This is a genomic window from Bacillus haikouensis, from assembly GCF_013179555.1.
Classification (GTDB): Bacteria; Bacillota; Bacilli; order Bacillales; family Bacillaceae_B; genus Rossellomorea; species Rossellomorea haikouensis_A.
The window spans coordinates 1-16,523 of record NZ_JABMCR010000075.1; the positions used below are offsets into that span (position 1 = coordinate 1).

Here is a 16,523-nt window from a genome sequence, read left to right on the forward strand (position 1 = left end):
GGGACCTTTAGCTCAGTTGGTTAGAGCAGACGGCTCATAACCGTCCGGTCGTAGGTTCGAGTCCTACAAGGTCCACCATTCACATTTTAAACACGGAGGAATACCCAAGTCCGGCTGAAGGGATCGGTCTTGAAAACCGACAGGGGTGTTAAAGCCCGCGGGGGTTCGAATCCCTCTTCCTCCGCCATATTTATTTTTTACCCTTATTATCGTCGCGGGGTGGAGCAGTTCGGTAGCTCGTCGGGCTCATAACCCGAAGGTCGCAGGTTCAAATCCTGTCCCCGCAATACCATTTTGATTAGTTAGATGATCCTTACTAACAGATCATGGATGGATGAATATTTGACTTTCATAAGTCAATGAAAGATATTTTGCTGATGCAAAAATCTTTGGTCTGGTAGTTCAGTTGGTTAGAATGCCTGCCTGTCACGCAGGAGGTCGCGGGTTCGAGTCCCGTCCAGACCGCCACTTTTACTTACATAGTGTGGCTCAGTAGCTCAGTTGGTAGAGCAATGGACTGAAAATCCATGTGTCGGCGGTTCGATTCCGTCCTGAGCCACCATTTTTATTTTATATCATATTATTTATGGCGATTGTGGCGAAGTGGTTAACGCACCGGATTGTGGTTCCGGCATTCGTGGGTTCGATTCCCATCAGTCGCCCCATATATTTTTGCGGGTGTAGTTTAATGGTAAAACCTCAGCCTTCCAAGCTGATGTCGTGGGTTCGATTCCCATCACCCGCTCCATGGGCCTATAGCTCAGCTGGTTAGAGCGCACGCCTGATAAGCGTGAGGTCGGTGGTTCGAGTCCACTTAGGCCCACCATCTGAATATTCCGCAGTAGCTCAGTGGTAGAGCTATCGGCTGTTAACCGATCGGTCGCAAGTTCGAATCTTGCCTGCGGAGCCATATGGAGAAGTACTCAAGTGGCTGAAGAGGCGCCCCTGCTAAGGGTGTAGGTCGGGCAACTGGCGCGAGGGTTCAAATCCCTCCTTCTCCGCCATCAAGGCCCGTTGGTCAAGCGGTTAAGACACCGCCCTTTCACGGCGGTAACACGGGTTCGAATCCCGTACGGGTCATTCCAGAAAGACTATCAATATGATAGTCTTTTTTGTATTGTGCAGAGAAAGCATCAGGTCCAAAGAGTTTGATGATGACAAGACCTTTTGATCATAAATCCGCCTTTGTGATAATAAAGGCGGATTTTCATTGATTTAATAAACAGGATGGTAAACGTTTTGATAATAGAAGGAAGTTTTCCAGTAATAAATTTTCTATTGCAAGTGATAAGCTCTCATTTTCCATACTATTGGCCGCAATCATCCCTGTAACGACCCCAATATACAATTTTTAATCTTCCCTACTCTATGAAAAGCAGATTTTTGAAGGAAATCAAATAAAGAATGATGAATACAGAGTGATTTTCGAATTTAAAATACAAAAGCAACTTCTTTCTTACTCAGGTATCAGATGCGTCTTCCTATCCGGTCACTATTCCTCATAATTCTCCCTGCTATGCTGTTCATAAGAATGGTACAATGATAAATATTTGAATATTCTGGAGAGGGTGTTATTAGATGGATGCATTAAAGCAAAATGCACGGGCCTGGGATAAGAAGGTTGATGATGGAGCGGTATATACCGAGCCAGTAAGTAAAGAAGAGATTGAAAGAAGCAGAGCCGGTGACTGGCACATTAGTTTGACAGCAATCAAAAAGGTACCAAGAGAATGGTTTCCGCGTACTTTGGATGGATTGAAAATACTTTGTCTGGCAGCAGGCGGCGGACAGCAGGCACCGGTATTGGCGGCAGCAGGAGCTGATGTAACTGTGGTGGACCTGTCTGCAAAACAGTTAGAGCAGGACAAAGCTGTTGCTGAAAGAGAGGGATTACAATTAAATACGATTCAAGGCAGTATGTCGGACCTGCCATTTTTTGAAGATGAATATTTTGATATGATTGTTCACCCTGTGGCAAATCTGTTCGTGGAGAATCTTTCTCCAGTCTGGAAGGAAGCATCGAGGGTTTTAAAAGATAAAGGAGTCCTCTTATCCGGTTTCACCAATCCGTTTCTCTTTATCTTTGATGATGAGGAGGATATGAAAGGCAATTTAGTCGTGAAAAACTCCATCCCATCTTCATCACTGGATGGTTTAACGGAAGAGGAGGTTATTCGCTATTTAGAGGCTGGTCACACGATTGAATTTGGACATACGCTGGAAAATCAAATTCAAGGACAAATTGACGAAGGGTTTGTAATTGCAGGAATGTATGAAGATGATTTTGGCGGGAGCAGACCATTAGATAAGTTTATAAAATGTTTTATTGCAACCAAGGCAGTGAAAATGAAGATATATGATTAACAGTGTCGGCAGCCTGTAGTCGTCAGGAGGGATAGTGATGAAAGCTGGATGGGAGCGGACGAGTGAGTGGATTTTGCCTGACATCTGTGCAGTCAGAAAAATGCTCGAGCCCTTTTTCGGAGAGGAGAAGGTCGAAGGCATTGAGATGTTGAGTGGAGGTTTAAATAATTCCAACATCATGGTAACCTCAAGCTTTAATGAGAAATATGTTCTGCGGATTTATAATAAAGAAAATAAGAGCATGATGATTGAATGTGAAATAGCGAGGCTTCTGTCTGGAAAAGTGCCTGTGGCCCAGGTTCTTTATTCTGATTCAAGCTGTTCTTTATTTCAATTCCCCTTTTTGCTGATGAAGTGGGTTCGGGGAGAGCAGCTTTCTCAAATGATATACAGGGAGAATGCAAATGAAATTTGGAGTGCTGCAGGAGCTGCAGGAGCCGCTTTAGCTGAAATTCATAAAATGAAACTTCCAGATTCCGGTTTTTTTGATGATCAGTTGAACATTAGGGAACATGTTCAAATCAATGCGGCATCCTTTATGCTCTTTATGGAAGAGTTTTATAGAAAAGGCAATGTCACCAAACATTTAGGGGAAAACGTCTGCAGGAAGATTTTGACGTTTTCGCAGGAACATGCTTATCTACTGGACGATCTTGGAGAACAATGTTGTTTGGTACATAGTGATTATAACCCGTTGAATATCTTAGTTGAAGAAAAGGGTGGCATCATCAGGATTTCCGCCATTTTAGATTGGGAGTACGCATTCAGCGGTTCGCCATTAATGGATATTGGAAACATGCTGCGTTATGAAGATATAACAGCCACAGGTATGTTCATGCCATTTATCTTGAGCTATCAAAAGAATGGAGGAGACTTGCCGGATAAATGGCTGCAGAAAGCGAAGCTGTTGGACCTGATTGCATTGTTCGACCTGTCGGACCAGGAGGAATGCGGGACAGTCAGGGTGGCAGATATTAAGAGATTGATTTTAAAGACGATGGATGAATGGGAGAGTTATGGAACCATGAAGAGTATGATTGAGTGACTCTAAGGATAGAGGTGACAGAGGTGTCAATTAAAGGTCTTAATCACTTTTTGTTTTCAGTGTCTGATCTGGAACATTCAATTGAATTCTATCAAAGGGTATTCGGTGCTAAGTTGTTAGTGAAAGGCAGAAATACTGCCTACTTTGATTTAAACGATATGTGGCTGGCACTAAATCGTGAGAATGATATTCCCCGTAATGAAATAAATCAATCGTACACTCATATTGCTTTTTCAATAGAAGAAGATGAGTTTGACACTATGTGCGCCAGATTGCTTGAATTTAATGTGAACATTTTGCCTGGGCGTTCCAGGGATGAAAGAGATAAAAGGTCTATTTATTTCACAGACCCGGATGGTCATAAATTTGAGTTTCATACAGGTACGCTGCAAGATCGATTGAAATACTACAAAGAAAAGAAAATACATATGGAGTTTTTTGACTAAGTAATACTCCATCAAAGCTAGAAGAGGGTAGAACATAATTAAATCACAACATTCAAAAGACGAACAATATCAGACAAGGATGTTTTTATGATACCGCTGTCCGATACTGTGCAAGTCTTCGCTTTCTTCTGACGGCAGGTAATCATCCTCTGAGCTATGCTCCTGTGGACCTTAAAAGCGGAGGGGGCCTTCAAGAGGCGGGTGGCATAAGGAGGGTCGTACACAAAAACATTCTTTTCCTTTTTGACCACTTCACCGATAAATGGTTCATTATCGAACTTGGATAATATTCATACACTCTTCCCCGGCAGTTCGTTTCATGGCCTGTTCCGCATTGCATTTAAGGCAATGTGGAACAGGTTTTTTATTATTTACATAGATATCCAGCCTGTGACCTGATTCAATTCCAAATTTCTACATATTAACATTCGTTATTCCGTAGTGAGTGGTTGTTACCATTCACCTTGAGCCCTACTTAATACCGGAATATTTTTGTTTTTCTGTTTTATTAATCAAAAAACCTTTCGACATGTTTCGGCAGTGTTATCTGTTGTTCTTCGAATGTAACCCCTATCATTTTCCTTTATAATCCTGTGCAACCGTTTTCTTATTGGTCAGTGTAGGATTATGTCGTTTTAGAGCGATGTTTATAAAAAGGATTTTCTCACAAGTGACAGAAAATAGTTAATAGATTGAAAAATGTAGGTGAAGTGATGAACGCAATGATGTTATCTGATTATGATGTTTTTTTATTTCATGAGGGAAGTTTACAGCAAGCTTATCAGTTTATGGGTTCACATGTGAGGAAAGATGCACGGGGAACCTATACAGAATTTTGCGTTTGGGCACCGAATGCGCGAAGTGTTTCACTGGTTGGATCATTCAATGGATGGAACAGCACAGGTTATGAACTGGAGAAGTGGAATGAGGAAGGCCTTTGGGTAATTCGGGTGAACCGCGATTTGACAGGTGAAACGTATAAATACGAATTGACCGCTTTATCCGGTGAGAAGAAGCTTAAAGCGGACCCATATGGTTTTTCTTCTGAGAAACGTCCTCATACAGCCAGTATCGTCTATGAACTGGATGGGTTCACATGGAGTGATGAGGAGTGGCTTAGTGAACGGGCAGGTTCATCGGTTTATGATCAGCCATTGTTTATTTATGAGGTTCATTTAGGGACATGGAAAAAGAAGCAAGGGAAGTTCCTTTCTTACAAGGAGATGGCACTGGAGTTGATACCTTATGTCAAAGAACATGGGTTCACCCATATTGAACTGCTTCCGGTCACGGAGCATCCCTTTGACAGATCCTGGGGTTATCAGAGTACAGGATATTATGCGCCGACCAGCAGGTATGGGGAACCGCATGACTTGATGGCTTTCATTAATGAATGCCATAGGAATGATATAGGCGTCATCCTGGACTGGGTTCCGGGGCACTTCTGTAAAGATGCTCATGGTTTATATCAATTTGATGGTTCTTTTGCCTATGAGTACGGTGAAGAACGCGACCGCGAGAACTATACGTGGGGGACGGCCAATTTTGATTTGGGTAAGGGCGAAGTCAGGAGTTTCTTGATTTCAAACGCCCGTTTCTGGATGGACATGTATCACATCGACGGATTCCGTATTGATGCAGTGGCAAATATCATTTATTGGGCCAACCAGGGACAGGAGTCTCCGAATTATGGAGCTATCGGATTTTTGAAAAAGCTGAATCAGTCGGTGTTTGAATATGATTCTTCCATTTTGATGATCGCGGAGGATTCGACGGACTGGCCGCAAGTGACATCTCCTGTTCATTATGGGGGACTCGGATTTAATTATAAATGGAATATGGGATGGATGAATGACGTGCTTGATTATATGGAGACGCCTCATCCGGAACGGAAAGAAGTTCACTCCCTGCTGACATTCTCCCTTATGTATGCCTTTTCTGAGAACTATGTTCTCCCTTTCTCACATGATGAGGTCGTGCATGGAAAGAAGTCATTATTGAATAAAATGCCGGGTGATTATTGGCAGAAGTTCGCACAGTACCGGCTGCTGCTAAGTTTTATGATAGCCCATCCCGGGAAGAAGCTTCTCTTCATGGGAAGCGAACATGCTCCATTTTCGGAGTGGAAGGATCTTGAGGAATTGGATTGGCACTTAATGAGTTACGAATATCATCACAAATTCAATTCATATTTTAAGGAACTGCTGCATTTATATAAGGATGCTGAGCCTTTATATGAGCTCGATCACAGGTCCGGGGGTTTTGAATGGATCGATGTGAATAATTCAGAGCAGCAGATCTTTTCTTTTATCAGAAAAGGAAAGAAGAAGGGTGATCATCTTGTAGCGATCTTCAATTTCAGTCCGATCGTTTATCACAGGTATAAGGTCGGTGTGCCTCGTGCCGCCTTTTATAGAGAGATATGGAATAGCGATGACAGCAAATATGGAGGGTCCCATCAGGTCAATCCCGAACCGATCCCAGTGAAGCATGACTCATATCATGGGAAAGAAGGATATGTGGAAATGACGATCCCGCCATATGGTGCAGTTTATTTGAAACCAGAGAATGAAAGGGGAGAATGAAATGGCAAAAGGAAGATGTGTGGCCATGTTATTAGCAGGCGGTAAGGGGAGTCGTCTAAGCTCACTGACGAAAAAATTAGCGAAGCCTGCCGTCCCATTCGGAGGGAAGTACCGCATCATTGATTTCACTTTGAGCAACTGTACAAACTCCGGGATTGATACGGTCGGAGTTCTGACACAGTATCAGCCGCTTGTATTGAATTCATATATCGGGATCGGGAGTGCATGGGATCTTGACCGCAGGAACGGCGGTGTGACGGTTCTCCCTCCTTATGCAGAATCATCTGAGATGCGCTGGTATACTGGGACGGCAAGCGCCATCTATCAAAATATGAATTATTTGGAACAGTATGACCCCGAGTACGTGTTGATCTTGTCTGGCGACCATATCTATAAGATGGATTATAGCAAGATGCTTGACTATCATATCGAGAAGAAAGCGGATGTATCGATTTCGGTCATTGAGGTGGACTGGGCAGAGGCAAGCCGTTTCGGATTGATGAACACGAATGATGAGATGAGGATCACTGAATTTGAAGAGAAGCCGGTATATCCGAAGAGCAATCTGGCATCCATGGGAATCTATATCTTTAATTGGTCCGTCTTGAAGGATTACCTGGAAATGGATGAACGAAATCCTCAATCCAGCCATGATTTCGGAAAAGATGTAATTCCGCTATTGCTCGATGAAAAGAAAAAGCTGATGGCCTATCCGTTCAAGGGCTACTGGAAGGATGTCGGTACGGTTAAGAGCTTATGGGAAGCGAATATGGATCTGATTGATGAGAGCAACGAATTAAATCTGTTCGATCATGATTGGAGAGTGTATTCGGTGAATCCGAATGAGCCGCCTCAATATATCTCAGCGGACGCATTTGTTGAAGGGTCGCTTGTCAATGAAGGGTGTACGATAGAAGGGACGATCAGTAAGTCTGTATTATTCCAGGGGACGTCGGTGAAAAAAGGAGCCCATGTTTCAAGATCTGTGATTATGCCTGATGCGGTAATTGGAGAGAATGCCTACATTGAACAGGCGATCGTGCCGTCTGAGGTCAAGGTGCCTGACGGGGTCTGCATCATGCCGGAAGAAGGATCTGAGGAAGTAATCCTTGTGACTGAAGCATTCATTGAAACCTTGCTCGAGCAAGAAGAAGTGTAAAGTGCTCTAACGTACAACCTAAGAGGAGGAATTGTCGTGAAAAATACATTGCTTGGAGTTATTGATGCCACTGGTTATTACAAATCATTAGAAGATTTGCTCTTACACCGCTCCCTGGCTGCGCTTCCGATAGCAGGAAGATACCGCTTGATTGATTTCGTGCTTTCAAATATGGTGAATTCGGATATAGGATCGGTTGCTATTTTCCCAAAGTTCCAGTATCGCTCGTTGATGGACCATCTCGGTTCGGGGAAGAACTGGGATCTGAACCGGAAGCGTGACGGGTTGTTCTTCTTTCCTGCCCCGGGAGTCGAGGCGTCGAATGAAGGAATGGGTTCGTTCAATCATTTTGCCCACCATATTGATTACTTCTACCGGAGCCATCAGGAATATGCGTTGATCAGCAATTGCTTCACGGTCTGTAATATCCATTATCGACCGGTCCTGGAAAGGCATGCAATGATTGGATGTGACATCACGGAAATCCGCCATAAAGGTAAATCACTCGAAATGTACCTCGTAAAGACTTCGTTGTTAAGAGAGCTGATCGAGACCCGCGGAAAAACTGGTTATACGTGCATGAAAGACGTGGTTGAAGATATGGACAGCGGATATAAAGTGTGCGGATATGAACATATCGGGTTTGTGGAAACGGTCGATTGCATTGACAAATATTATGAAACAAGCATGAAGCTATTAAATGTTTCTTCATGGAAAGAGCTGTTCAAGAAAGAAACACCCATTTACACGAAAGTGAAGGATGAGCCGCCGACGCGTTATACCTCCGGGTCAAGTGTAAAGAACTGTATCATTGCAAATGGCTGCTATATTGAAGGGACTGTCCGCAACTCCACAATGTTCAGAGCCGTGAAAGTAGGAAAGAATACAATTATTTCCAACAGTATCATTATGCAAAAGAGTCAGATTGGGGATAACTGTGTACTAGAGAATGTCATCCTGGATAAAGATGTAAGGATTGAAGACGGCGTCAAACTGATCGGAGACCCGGCAAATCCCATCGTCATTCGCAAGGGGATGATTCAAGGAGCGCTGATGAATTCGTGAAAGTATTGTTTACAGTATCGGAATGTGTCCCATTTGTTAAATCGGGCGGATTGGCTGATGTGGCAGGTGCCCTCCCGAAAGAACTGAGAAGTCTCGGAACGGATGTCAGGGTCATTCTTCCGAAGTACGGGGGAATTCCCCCTGAATACCAGGAAGGAATGAAGAAGAAGAGGGAGTTTTTTGTTTCTGTCGGATGGAGGAATCAATATTGCGGCATTGAAGAATCTCACCACGACGGAGTTACCTATTACTTTGTTGATAATGAGTATTATTTTAATCGGGACCGTATGTATGGTTATTTTGATGACGGCGAGCGTTTCTCTTTTTTTTCCAGGGCAGTTTTGGATGCAATCGAGGTCATTGATTTTTACCCTGATGTTATTCATTGTCACGACTGGCATACGGGCATGATACCGTTCTTATTGAGGACGGAGTATCAGGATAAACCGGGATATGCGTTTATCCGCAGTGTGTTTACGATTCATAATCTTCAATTTCAAGGGATTTTCCCCAAGTCGGTCATGACAGATTTACTGGGGGTGCCAGACCGCTATTATCACCCTGATTACCTTGAATTTTATGGGAATATCAATTTCATGAAGGGCGCACTGATTTCGTCGGATACGATTACCACTGTCAGCCCGACATATAAAGAAGAGATCATGACTCCATATTACGGTGAAAAGCTTCATGGGATTTTAAGGCAGCGGTACAATCAGCTCCATGGGATCTTGAATGGCATTGATGATGAGGTGTATAACCCTGCAGAAGGAACAATCCCATATAGGAGTGACAATCTCCACGGAAAGGTTCAGGCAAAGCGTGAGCTGCAGGAAAAGTTGCAGCTTGAGGTAAATGAAGACCTTCCGATCATGTCCATCATTTCCCGCTTAACGGTGCAGAAGGGCCTTGACCTGGTGAAGGCTGTGTTCCATGAAATGCTTCAGGAAAAAGTTCAATTCGTTTTACTCGGGACAGGTGACTGGGAGTTCGAGCAGTTCTTCCGTGAGATGGAATCCCATTATCCCGATAAGGTAAGGGTCACGATCGGATTCAAGGAAGAATTTGCAAAAGAGATTTACACGGCTTCGGATATGTTTCTTATGCCGTCCAAATTTGAACCTTGCGGGCTCGGCCAGTTGATTGCTCTGCGGTACGGCGCACTGCCGCTTGTAAGGGAAACGGGTGGATTGAACGACACTGTTCAATCGTATAACGAAGAAAAGAAGACTGGGAACGGATTTTCTTTTAAAAACTTTAATGCGCATGACATGCTTTTTACGTACAAAAGGGCGATGGACTTTTACCATAATGATAAGGAAACCTGGAAGCATATCGTACAAACTGCCATGAATAAAGATTATAGTTGGGCGCAATCGGCCTTCAAATACAATCAATTATATGCTGACCTTGTATCGAGGAGTGAAAGCCATGTTTTCTGATCACAACGAATTTAAGGAAATGTTCCTCAAGAAACTTGAAATGATGTATGGCAAAACATTCCCTGAGTCCACCGCCCAGGATCAGTTCTTCACCTTAGGTCACTTGATCCGGGAATATATCAGCATGAACTGGATTCAAACGAATGAGCAGTACCGGTTTAATAAACAGAAGCAGGTGTATTACTTATCAATTGAATTCCTGCTGGGACGACTGCTGAGGCAGAACCTGATGAACCTTGGCATTTATGAGGTCGTCGATCAGGGTTTGAAAGATCTTGGAATCGATCTTGCAGACATTGAGGAAGTTGAACATGATGCCGGGTTAGGGAATGGGGGACTGGGGCGTTTGGCTGCATGTTTCCTGGATTCTTTAGCCTCTCTAAATTTGCCCGGCCATGGATATGGCATACGATATAAACACGGATTGTTCGAGCAGAAGATCGTCAATGGTTTTCAGATGGAGCTCCCGGAACAGTGGCTCCGTCATGGCCATGTCTGGGAAGTCCGGAAGTCGGACTTGACTGTGGAGGTGCCTTTCTGGGGCAAAGTGGAATCTTTTACGGAAAACGGAGTTCTGAAGTTCCGTCATGTCGATGCCGAACTGGTGTCTGCTGTTCCTTATGATATGCCCGTTGTCGGTCATGAAACCACGACCGTTAATACGCTTCGGTTATGGAGCGCCGAACCGGCGGCTTATAAGGCAGGTAAAGATCAGATGAAATACAAGCGGGAAACAGAGGTGATCACGGAGTTCTTGTATCCTGATGATACACATGATGAAGGAAAGATCCTTCGTTTGAAACAGCAATATTTCCTTGTATCAGCAAGTATCCGTTCCATCATCGATTCGTATATATACAGATACGGGGATTTAAAGGATCTGCATGAATATGTGTCGATTCACATTAATGATACCCATCCGGTACTCGCCATACCCGAGCTCATGAGGGTGCTCGTAGATGAATATGAATTTGACTGGGATGAGGCATGGGACATTACGACAAAGACATTTGGCTATACCAATCACACGACGCTTTCAGAAGCGCTTGAGAAATGGCCGGTCCGTATCTTTCAGCCGCTGCTCCCGAGAATCTATATGATTGTCAATGAAATCAATGAGCGATTTTGTAAAGAGTTGTGGAAAGCGTACCCGGGTGACTGGAAGAGAATCGAGGAAATGGCCATCGTTTCACATGGTGTGGTGAAAATGGCGCATTTGGCGATTGTCGGCAGCTTCAGTGTCAACGGGGTAGCCAAGATTCATACAGAGATATTGAAGCAAAGGGAAATGAACTTATTCTATCAATATTATCCTGATAAATTCAACAATAAAACCAATGGAATCACTCATAGAAGGTGGCTGTTGAATAGCAATCCTTCTCTATCGAAGCTGATTACATCCGGAATAGGGAACGAGTGGATCTATCAGCCCGAAAAGCTGGTGAACCTCGAGAGGTATAAAAGTGATACCCCATTTCTGGAAGACCTTAATAAAGTAAAGCAGCAGAATAAGGAGAGATTGGCCAGGCGCATCTTTGAAAGCAGCGGGATGAAGGTCGATGTGAACTCCATCTTTGATATTCAGGTGAAGAGGCTTCATGCATACAAAAGACAGTTGCTGAATGTGCTCCATATCCTGCATCTTTATAATCGCTGCGTGGAGGATCCCCATTTTGATTTCCATCCCCGTACCTTCATTTTTGGGGCGAAAGCATCTCCGGGCTATTTTTATGCGAAAAAGATCATAAAATTGATCCATTCCGTAGCCGAACTTGTAAATGATCATCCTCTGGTGAGAGACAGGATAAAGGTCGTCTTTCTGGAAAATTACCGAGTGTCCCTCGCTGAAGAAATCATCCCTGCCGCTGATTTGTCCCAGCAGATCTCAACCGCAAGCAAGGAAGCATCCGGTACAGGTAATATGAAATTCATGATGAACGGTGCACTTACATTAGGGACACTGGATGGTGCGAATATTGAAATCCTCGAGCAGGTCGGGGACGGAAACATCTTTATTTTTGGATTGACTGCGGAAGAAGTGATGAATTATCAGAAGCAGGGTGGATACTATGCGATGGAATACTTCCATCATGATCCGCGCATCAAAAAGGTTCTGAACCAGCTGATCGACGACACTCTGCCGGATGCAGGTGACCACTTCGAGACGATTTATGATTCCCTGCTGGGGGAGAACGACCAATTTTTTGTACTTCGGGATTTTGATTCATATGCACGAATCCAGGAAGCAGCTGGAAAAGCATATGAGAACAGGGAAGAATGGTCACGGATGTGCTTACACAATATCGCCAATTCCGGCTATTTCTCAAGTGACCGCACAATCGAGGAATATTCGAGGGGAATATGGAAAATCGTCCAAGGCAGTTTAACAAGATAGCGGGACGCATGTACTGGTTCATCGTCCCTGCATAGGTAAAGGATCCTGAATGATTCGGTGTTTCATTATGTAATCGTTTTTACAATGGTATTGAGAATAGTTACTTAATAAATCCAATAAGAAACCTCCAAGTCGATCGCTGCTCTGGACTTGGAGGTTTCTTGAGTGTTCTGAAACTTATTTCTTCTTTTTGGAAACATAACCGTCCCCGTATTTATACGGGATATCCCCGATCGGCGACTCCAGATTGTTTTCATCAAGCATTTCTTCATAATCCTCATGCTTCTTGGACGGATATGTCTTCCGGTTCGAGCCGTCTATATCCGTTCCCACAAAGCTTTCGTAATCTTCGGCGAATCCCTCGGAAGAATCTTCTCCTTGATAGAGCTCAGAGTAGTCCTCGTACTCACCTTCAAAATCCGAGGGAGTTTCGGATGTTCCGTAGCGGGCAACCTCCTGAAAACTGTCCCCGTCATCTCTCACATTTCCATTTGTACGATGCCTGAATTCATTATCAATCGGCGGCTGAAGAACATCTTCTTCGACAGGGCGGTCTCCCGCCTTTGACTGATCAGGAGTGTGTTCTTTACAATAGAGGGTTGTCGGGACCACCTCAAGACGTTCATAAGGAATCTCTTGTCCGCACTCCTTACATTTTCCGTATGTTCCCGCATCCATTGCTTTCAAAGCCTGATCGATTTTATTCAATTCAATCTTGGAATGATCATCAATTGCAAAATCCTTCTCCCTTTCATACAGCTCCGTTCCCATATCAGCAGGGTGGTTGTCATAAAGAGAAAGTTCACCTGAGTTATCACGTTCATTTGTATGTTGAAGACTGTCCAAATCTTGGTTGAGATGCTCCTGTAATTGAGATTGTTGTTGAAGCAATTCCTTTTTCAGTGTTTCTTGCTGACTACTTGTAAGCAATCTTCTCACATCCTTCACTTTGACGTTCGGTCCTGATGACCGAATTATATTTTATGGTCTAATCATACTTTATCCGAAAGTCGGCTGATTAAAACATAAAAGTGAGGATGGTGGCGCCAGCTGAAGAAAAACCGTCTTTGGTTTTGTGATTGAAGGTTATTAAGTTTGGGAAAGGAGGAATGAAATGATTGATTGAGGATTTTTTCTGTTTTTTTATGCACGGGTGCTTTTGAGCATATTTTTTGTTCATTTAACTGTAAACGGTTAATGCTGGGCTGCTATTTAGAGAATCTGCACCAGCATTCAAACTAAAAACCAGACCGGACCCTATAAAACAAAAAACCGGATATAAAAACTATCCGGTTTTTCAGGATCGATTATTAAAAGAAATAGGCAAGCAGCAGTCCTATCGACAGTAAGAATCCGAAAATGGTATTTGTCTGTGCTGTCGCCTTCATTGCAGGCATCATTTCGAGCGGATGTGATTTTCCAATAAAGCCTTTCGTAGCTTTGACGGCTTTTGGAATACTAAGATAAGAAACGAATAGCCATGCAGGTGCGCCTCCAAATAAGGCCAGACCTGCGACCCATGCGTAGGTGATGAAGAACATCGTGCCGAGAAGGGTGATTGCGCCTTTTTTTCCGAGCAGGATCGCAACTGTTTTACGGCCGTTTTCTTTGTCCCCATCAAGATCCCGGATATTATTGGCAAGTAATATCATGCCGACCAATATCGATACCGGGACGGAGATCAGAATGCTGTACGTGGTGATCATGGATGTCTGAATGTAGAAGGAAATCAGGATGATAATGAGTCCCATGAACAATCCGGATACGATTTCACCCAACGGGGTATACGCAATCGGCATCGGCCCTCCTGTATAAAAGTAGCCGGCGGCCATGCACACTAATCCTATTGCTGCCAACCACCATGTGCTGTTGACGACGATATAGATCCCTAATAGCAAGGCGATCCCATAAAAGGAAAAGGCGATGGTCATGACCGTTGACGGCTTAACGCCATTGCGGACGATTGCGCCCCCGATCCCGACGGATTGTTCCGTATCGAGACCGCGTTTATAGTCGTAGTATTCATTAAACATATTCGTCGCAGCCTGGATAAGCAATGATGCCGCGAGCATCGCTAAAAACAACGGAAAATGAATATCTGTATGTTGAAGAGCAAGTACCGTTCCCAGAAGTACAGGTACGAATGCCGCAGTTAAGGTGTGGGGTCTTGTGAGCTGCCACCAGATTTTCCATCCTTTATCTGCTTCTATTGTATTAGTCATTTGTTGTGCCATTTTTCTCTCTCCTTTAATTTCAAGGAATTAATCTAGAAACATTACAATTCCTTTACAGATTAAAGTGTAGGTAAAGGAGAAGGGAGTGTCAATCTTTTTTTGCAGATGGTGAATTCTGCTAGATACATGTGGGGAATGAACGGGAATACTCTATAAAACAAGATCTTTTCCATTATTTGAGCACTTTTACAACCCTTTAGGTTTCTCAAATTCGAAAAAAGGGTTTATTATATAATAAGGATATAATTGTTTTATTGTCATTCACATCGTTGACACACCTTTTATCGGGGTGTATCTTATAATAAGTTTTGAATCATGTACGTGATTGTTTGGGGGAATTAGGGTTGGTTACCATCCATAAGACCAATATTGAAAAAGCATTCGATACAGCCATGGAAAAGGCTAAACAATTTCAACACCCCGTCCTGTTCAGTATCGTCGAGAAAATCGATTCTGTCGATCCGCTTTCTTTTTATAATGAGGGAAATTCGTTATTTAAAGGAACGCGTTTTTTATGGAAGGACCGGGATCATACGATTACAATCGCCGGGCTGGGATCAGCCCATACGATTTCAACTGAAGATGACCGTGATCAATTTTTTACAGTTGAGAAAGAGTGGAAGCGCTTTATCGAAGAAGGCGTCATCCTTTCACAGGAGAATTGGATAGGCACTGGACCGTTATTATTCGGCGGTTTCCGATTTGATCCGCTAAACAGACGCGGTCAGGAATGGAAGGATTTTAAGAACGGTACATTGCAGATTCCTTCCTTTATGCTGACAAAATCTAAGGAAGCAGATTATCTTACCTTGAATTTTTTATGCGGCACGGACCATGACGAAGATTCTTTAAAGGAAATGATTCATCTTAAGGGAGAGCTGATCAAGAAGTCCAAATATTCTTCGGTTCCCGCAGAGGTGAAATTTAACAGCGTAGAAGATTACAATCCGACAGAATGGAAAGAGTCAGTCCAGAATGTCGTTGATGAACTTAAAAGCGGAGGGATGGAAAAGGTGGTCCTTGCGCGTAAATGCAAAGTGACCTTTGATCAGTCCATAACGTCTGATTTCGTGCTGGACAATCTTTGGAAACAGCAGCCTGACAGTTTCATCTTCAGCTTCGAGCAGGAGAAAAGCTGCTTTATCGGGGCAACACCGGAGCGTCTTGTGAAAAAGACCGGAAAAGAAGTACTGTCCACCTGCCTGGCAGGTTCGATTGCCAGAGGACACACACTTGATGAAGATGAGAATCTTGGAAATGAGCTCCTGAATGATGAGAAGAATCGGTATGAACATCATTTGGTCGTTGAGACAATCCAACAGGCTCTTGAGCCGCTCTGCAACGAGCTTACCATGCCGGCAAAGCCGGGGCTGATGAAGATGAAAGATATCCAACATTTATATACGCCTGTAATCGGTCGGGCCTATGAACAGACTTCCCTGCTTAATATGATTGAAAAGCTGCATCCGACTCCTGCTCTTGGAGGAGTTCCGAGAGATAAGGCACTTCGTGTCATCCGCCGCGAGGAAAAGATGGACAGAGGACTATATGCGGGCCCTGTAGGCTGGCTGGATGCTTATGGAAACGGTGAGTTTGCTGTAGCGATACGCTCAGGGCTTCTTCATGAAGACGTATCGTATTTATACGCTGGCTGCGGGATTGTAGCAGACTCGGATCCTGAAAGTGAATTCCGTGAAACGCAAATGAAATTTCGACCGATGCTGAGAGCATTAGGGGGAACCATCAATGGATGAACATCAAAAACGATTAACACATTATTTAGCAGCA

Annotated in this window: 11 protein-coding genes and 11 tRNA genes; 20 read left to right on the plus strand and 2 right to left on the minus strand. The window is 43.7% G+C overall.

Going from position 1 to position 16,523, the window contains the following annotated elements; genetic code table 11:
- Window position 1 precedes the first annotated feature (1 nt).
- The 19 genes from HP456_RS09335 to HP456_RS09425 all read left to right on the plus strand — a co-directional run bounded on the left by HP456_RS09335 (window position 2) and on the right by HP456_RS09425 (window position 12,501).
- A tRNA-Ile gene (locus HP456_RS09335) sits at window positions 2-78 on the plus strand.
- Between the two features lie 16 nt (window positions 79-94).
- Window positions 95-187: transfer RNA gene (locus HP456_RS09340), tRNA-Ser, on the plus strand.
- A gap of 26 nt (window positions 188-213) precedes the next feature.
- A tRNA-Met gene (locus HP456_RS09345) sits at window positions 214-287 on the plus strand.
- A 104-nt stretch (window positions 288-391) separates the two neighbouring features.
- A tRNA-Asp gene (locus HP456_RS09350) sits at window positions 392-468 on the plus strand.
- 18 nt (window positions 469-486) lie between these two features.
- Window positions 487-562 (plus strand) — tRNA-Phe (locus HP456_RS09355).
- A gap of 27 nt (window positions 563-589) precedes the next feature.
- A tRNA-His gene (locus HP456_RS09360) sits at window positions 590-665 on the plus strand.
- Between the two features lie 9 nt (window positions 666-674).
- Window positions 675-748, plus strand: a tRNA-Gly gene (locus tag HP456_RS09365).
- 1 nt (window position 749) lies between these two features.
- Window positions 750-826: transfer RNA gene (locus HP456_RS09370), tRNA-Ile, on the plus strand.
- A gap of 9 nt (window positions 827-835) precedes the next feature.
- Window positions 836-910, plus strand: a tRNA-Asn gene (locus HP456_RS09375).
- Window positions 911-913: 3 nt separating this feature from the next.
- Window positions 914-1,004: transfer RNA gene (locus HP456_RS09380), tRNA-Ser, on the plus strand.
- A gap of 4 nt (window positions 1,005-1,008) precedes the next feature.
- A tRNA-Glu gene (locus tag HP456_RS09385) sits at window positions 1,009-1,080 on the plus strand.
- Window positions 1,081-1,578: 498 nt separating this feature from the next.
- Entirely contained in the window at window positions 1,579-2,364 is a 786-nt protein-coding gene (locus HP456_RS09390) for a class I SAM-dependent methyltransferase (protein ID WP_172250327.1), read from the plus strand.
- A 37-nt stretch (window positions 2,365-2,401) separates the two neighbouring features.
- Window positions 2,402-3,409 carry a phosphotransferase family protein gene (locus HP456_RS09395; RefSeq protein ID WP_172250329.1) on the plus strand — a complete coding sequence of 336 codons (1,008 nt, stop codon included), beginning with the start codon at window positions 2,402-2,404 and terminating at the stop codon, window positions 3,407-3,409.
- A 23-nt stretch (window positions 3,410-3,432) separates the two neighbouring features.
- A complete protein-coding gene (gene fosM, locus HP456_RS09400) occupies window positions 3,433-3,855 on the plus strand; it encodes a FosM family fosfomycin resistance protein (protein WP_172250345.1) in 423 nt (140 codons plus the stop codon).
- A 713-nt stretch (window positions 3,856-4,568) separates the two neighbouring features.
- Window positions 4,569-6,440, plus strand: a complete 1,872-nt coding sequence (gene glgB / locus HP456_RS09405; protein ID WP_172250331.1) for a 1,4-alpha-glucan branching enzyme — start codon at window positions 4,569-4,571, stop codon at window positions 6,438-6,440.
- Window position 6,441: 1 nt separating this feature from the next.
- Window positions 6,442-7,599: a glucose-1-phosphate adenylyltransferase gene (locus HP456_RS09410; RefSeq protein ID WP_172250333.1), complete on the plus strand. Its 1,158-nt coding sequence runs from the start codon at window positions 6,442-6,444 to the stop codon at window positions 7,597-7,599.
- A 36-nt stretch (window positions 7,600-7,635) separates the two neighbouring features.
- Window positions 7,636-8,664 (plus strand): GlgC family sugar phosphate nucleotidyltransferase, encoded by a 1,029-nt coding sequence (locus HP456_RS09415; RefSeq protein WP_172250335.1) that lies wholly within the window; start codon window positions 7,636-7,638, stop codon window positions 8,662-8,664.
- Complete coding sequence (gene glgA, locus HP456_RS09420) at window positions 8,661-10,106, plus strand: glycogen synthase GlgA (protein ID WP_172250337.1); 1,446 nt, start codon at window positions 8,661-8,663, stop codon at window positions 10,104-10,106. Before HP456_RS09415 ends, glgA begins: the two co-directional genes overlap by 4 nt.
- Window positions 10,096-12,501, plus strand: a complete 2,406-nt coding sequence (locus HP456_RS09425) for a glycogen/starch/alpha-glucan phosphorylase (protein ID WP_172250339.1) — start codon at window positions 10,096-10,098, stop codon at window positions 12,499-12,501. The genes glgA and HP456_RS09425 overlap by 11 nt, the downstream gene beginning before the upstream one ends.
- 177 nt (window positions 12,502-12,678) lie before the next feature.
- Here the strand turns inward: HP456_RS09425 and HP456_RS09430 are convergent, their stop codons facing one another.
- Entirely contained in the window at window positions 12,679-13,440 is a 762-nt protein-coding gene (locus tag HP456_RS09430) for a TraR/DksA C4-type zinc finger protein (RefSeq protein ID WP_376766204.1), read from the minus strand.
- 371 nt (window positions 13,441-13,811) lie between these two features.
- Window positions 13,812-14,735 (minus strand): 1,4-dihydroxy-2-naphthoate polyprenyltransferase, encoded by a 924-nt coding sequence (locus tag HP456_RS09435; protein WP_172250343.1) that lies wholly within the window; start codon window positions 14,733-14,735, stop codon window positions 13,812-13,814.
- Between the two features lie 344 nt (window positions 14,736-15,079).
- Here HP456_RS09435 and HP456_RS09440 point away from each other — a divergent pair, with 344 nt between their 5' ends.
- On the plus strand, window positions 15,080-16,489 hold the full coding sequence (locus tag HP456_RS09440; RefSeq protein WP_246288911.1) for an isochorismate synthase: 1,410 nt from the start codon (window positions 15,080-15,082) through the stop codon (window positions 16,487-16,489).
- The last annotated feature ends 34 nt before the right edge of the window (window positions 16,490-16,523 follow it).

Excerpts from the sequence above, each read along its gene's own strand:
- HP456_RS09390 (WP_172250327.1), top strand. The coding sequence starts at position 1,579 with ATGGATGCATTAAAGCAAAATGCACGGGCCTGGGATAAGAAGGTTGAT.
- HP456_RS09395 (WP_172250329.1), top strand. The coding sequence starts at position 2,402 with ATGAAAGCTGGATGGGAGCGGACGAGTGAGTGGATTTTGCCTGACATC.
- glgB (WP_172250331.1), top strand. The coding sequence starts at position 4,569 with ATGAACGCAATGATGTTATCTGATTATGATGTTTTTTTATTTCATGAG.
- HP456_RS09410 (WP_172250333.1), top strand. The coding sequence starts at position 6,442 with ATGGCAAAAGGAAGATGTGTGGCCATGTTATTAGCAGGCGGTAAGGGG.
- HP456_RS09425 (WP_172250339.1), top strand. The coding sequence starts at position 10,096 with ATGTTTTCTGATCACAACGAATTTAAGGAAATGTTCCTCAAGAAACTT.
- HP456_RS09435 (WP_172250343.1), bottom strand. The coding sequence starts at position 14,735 with ATGGCACAACAAATGACTAATACAATAGAAGCAGATAAAGGATGGAAA.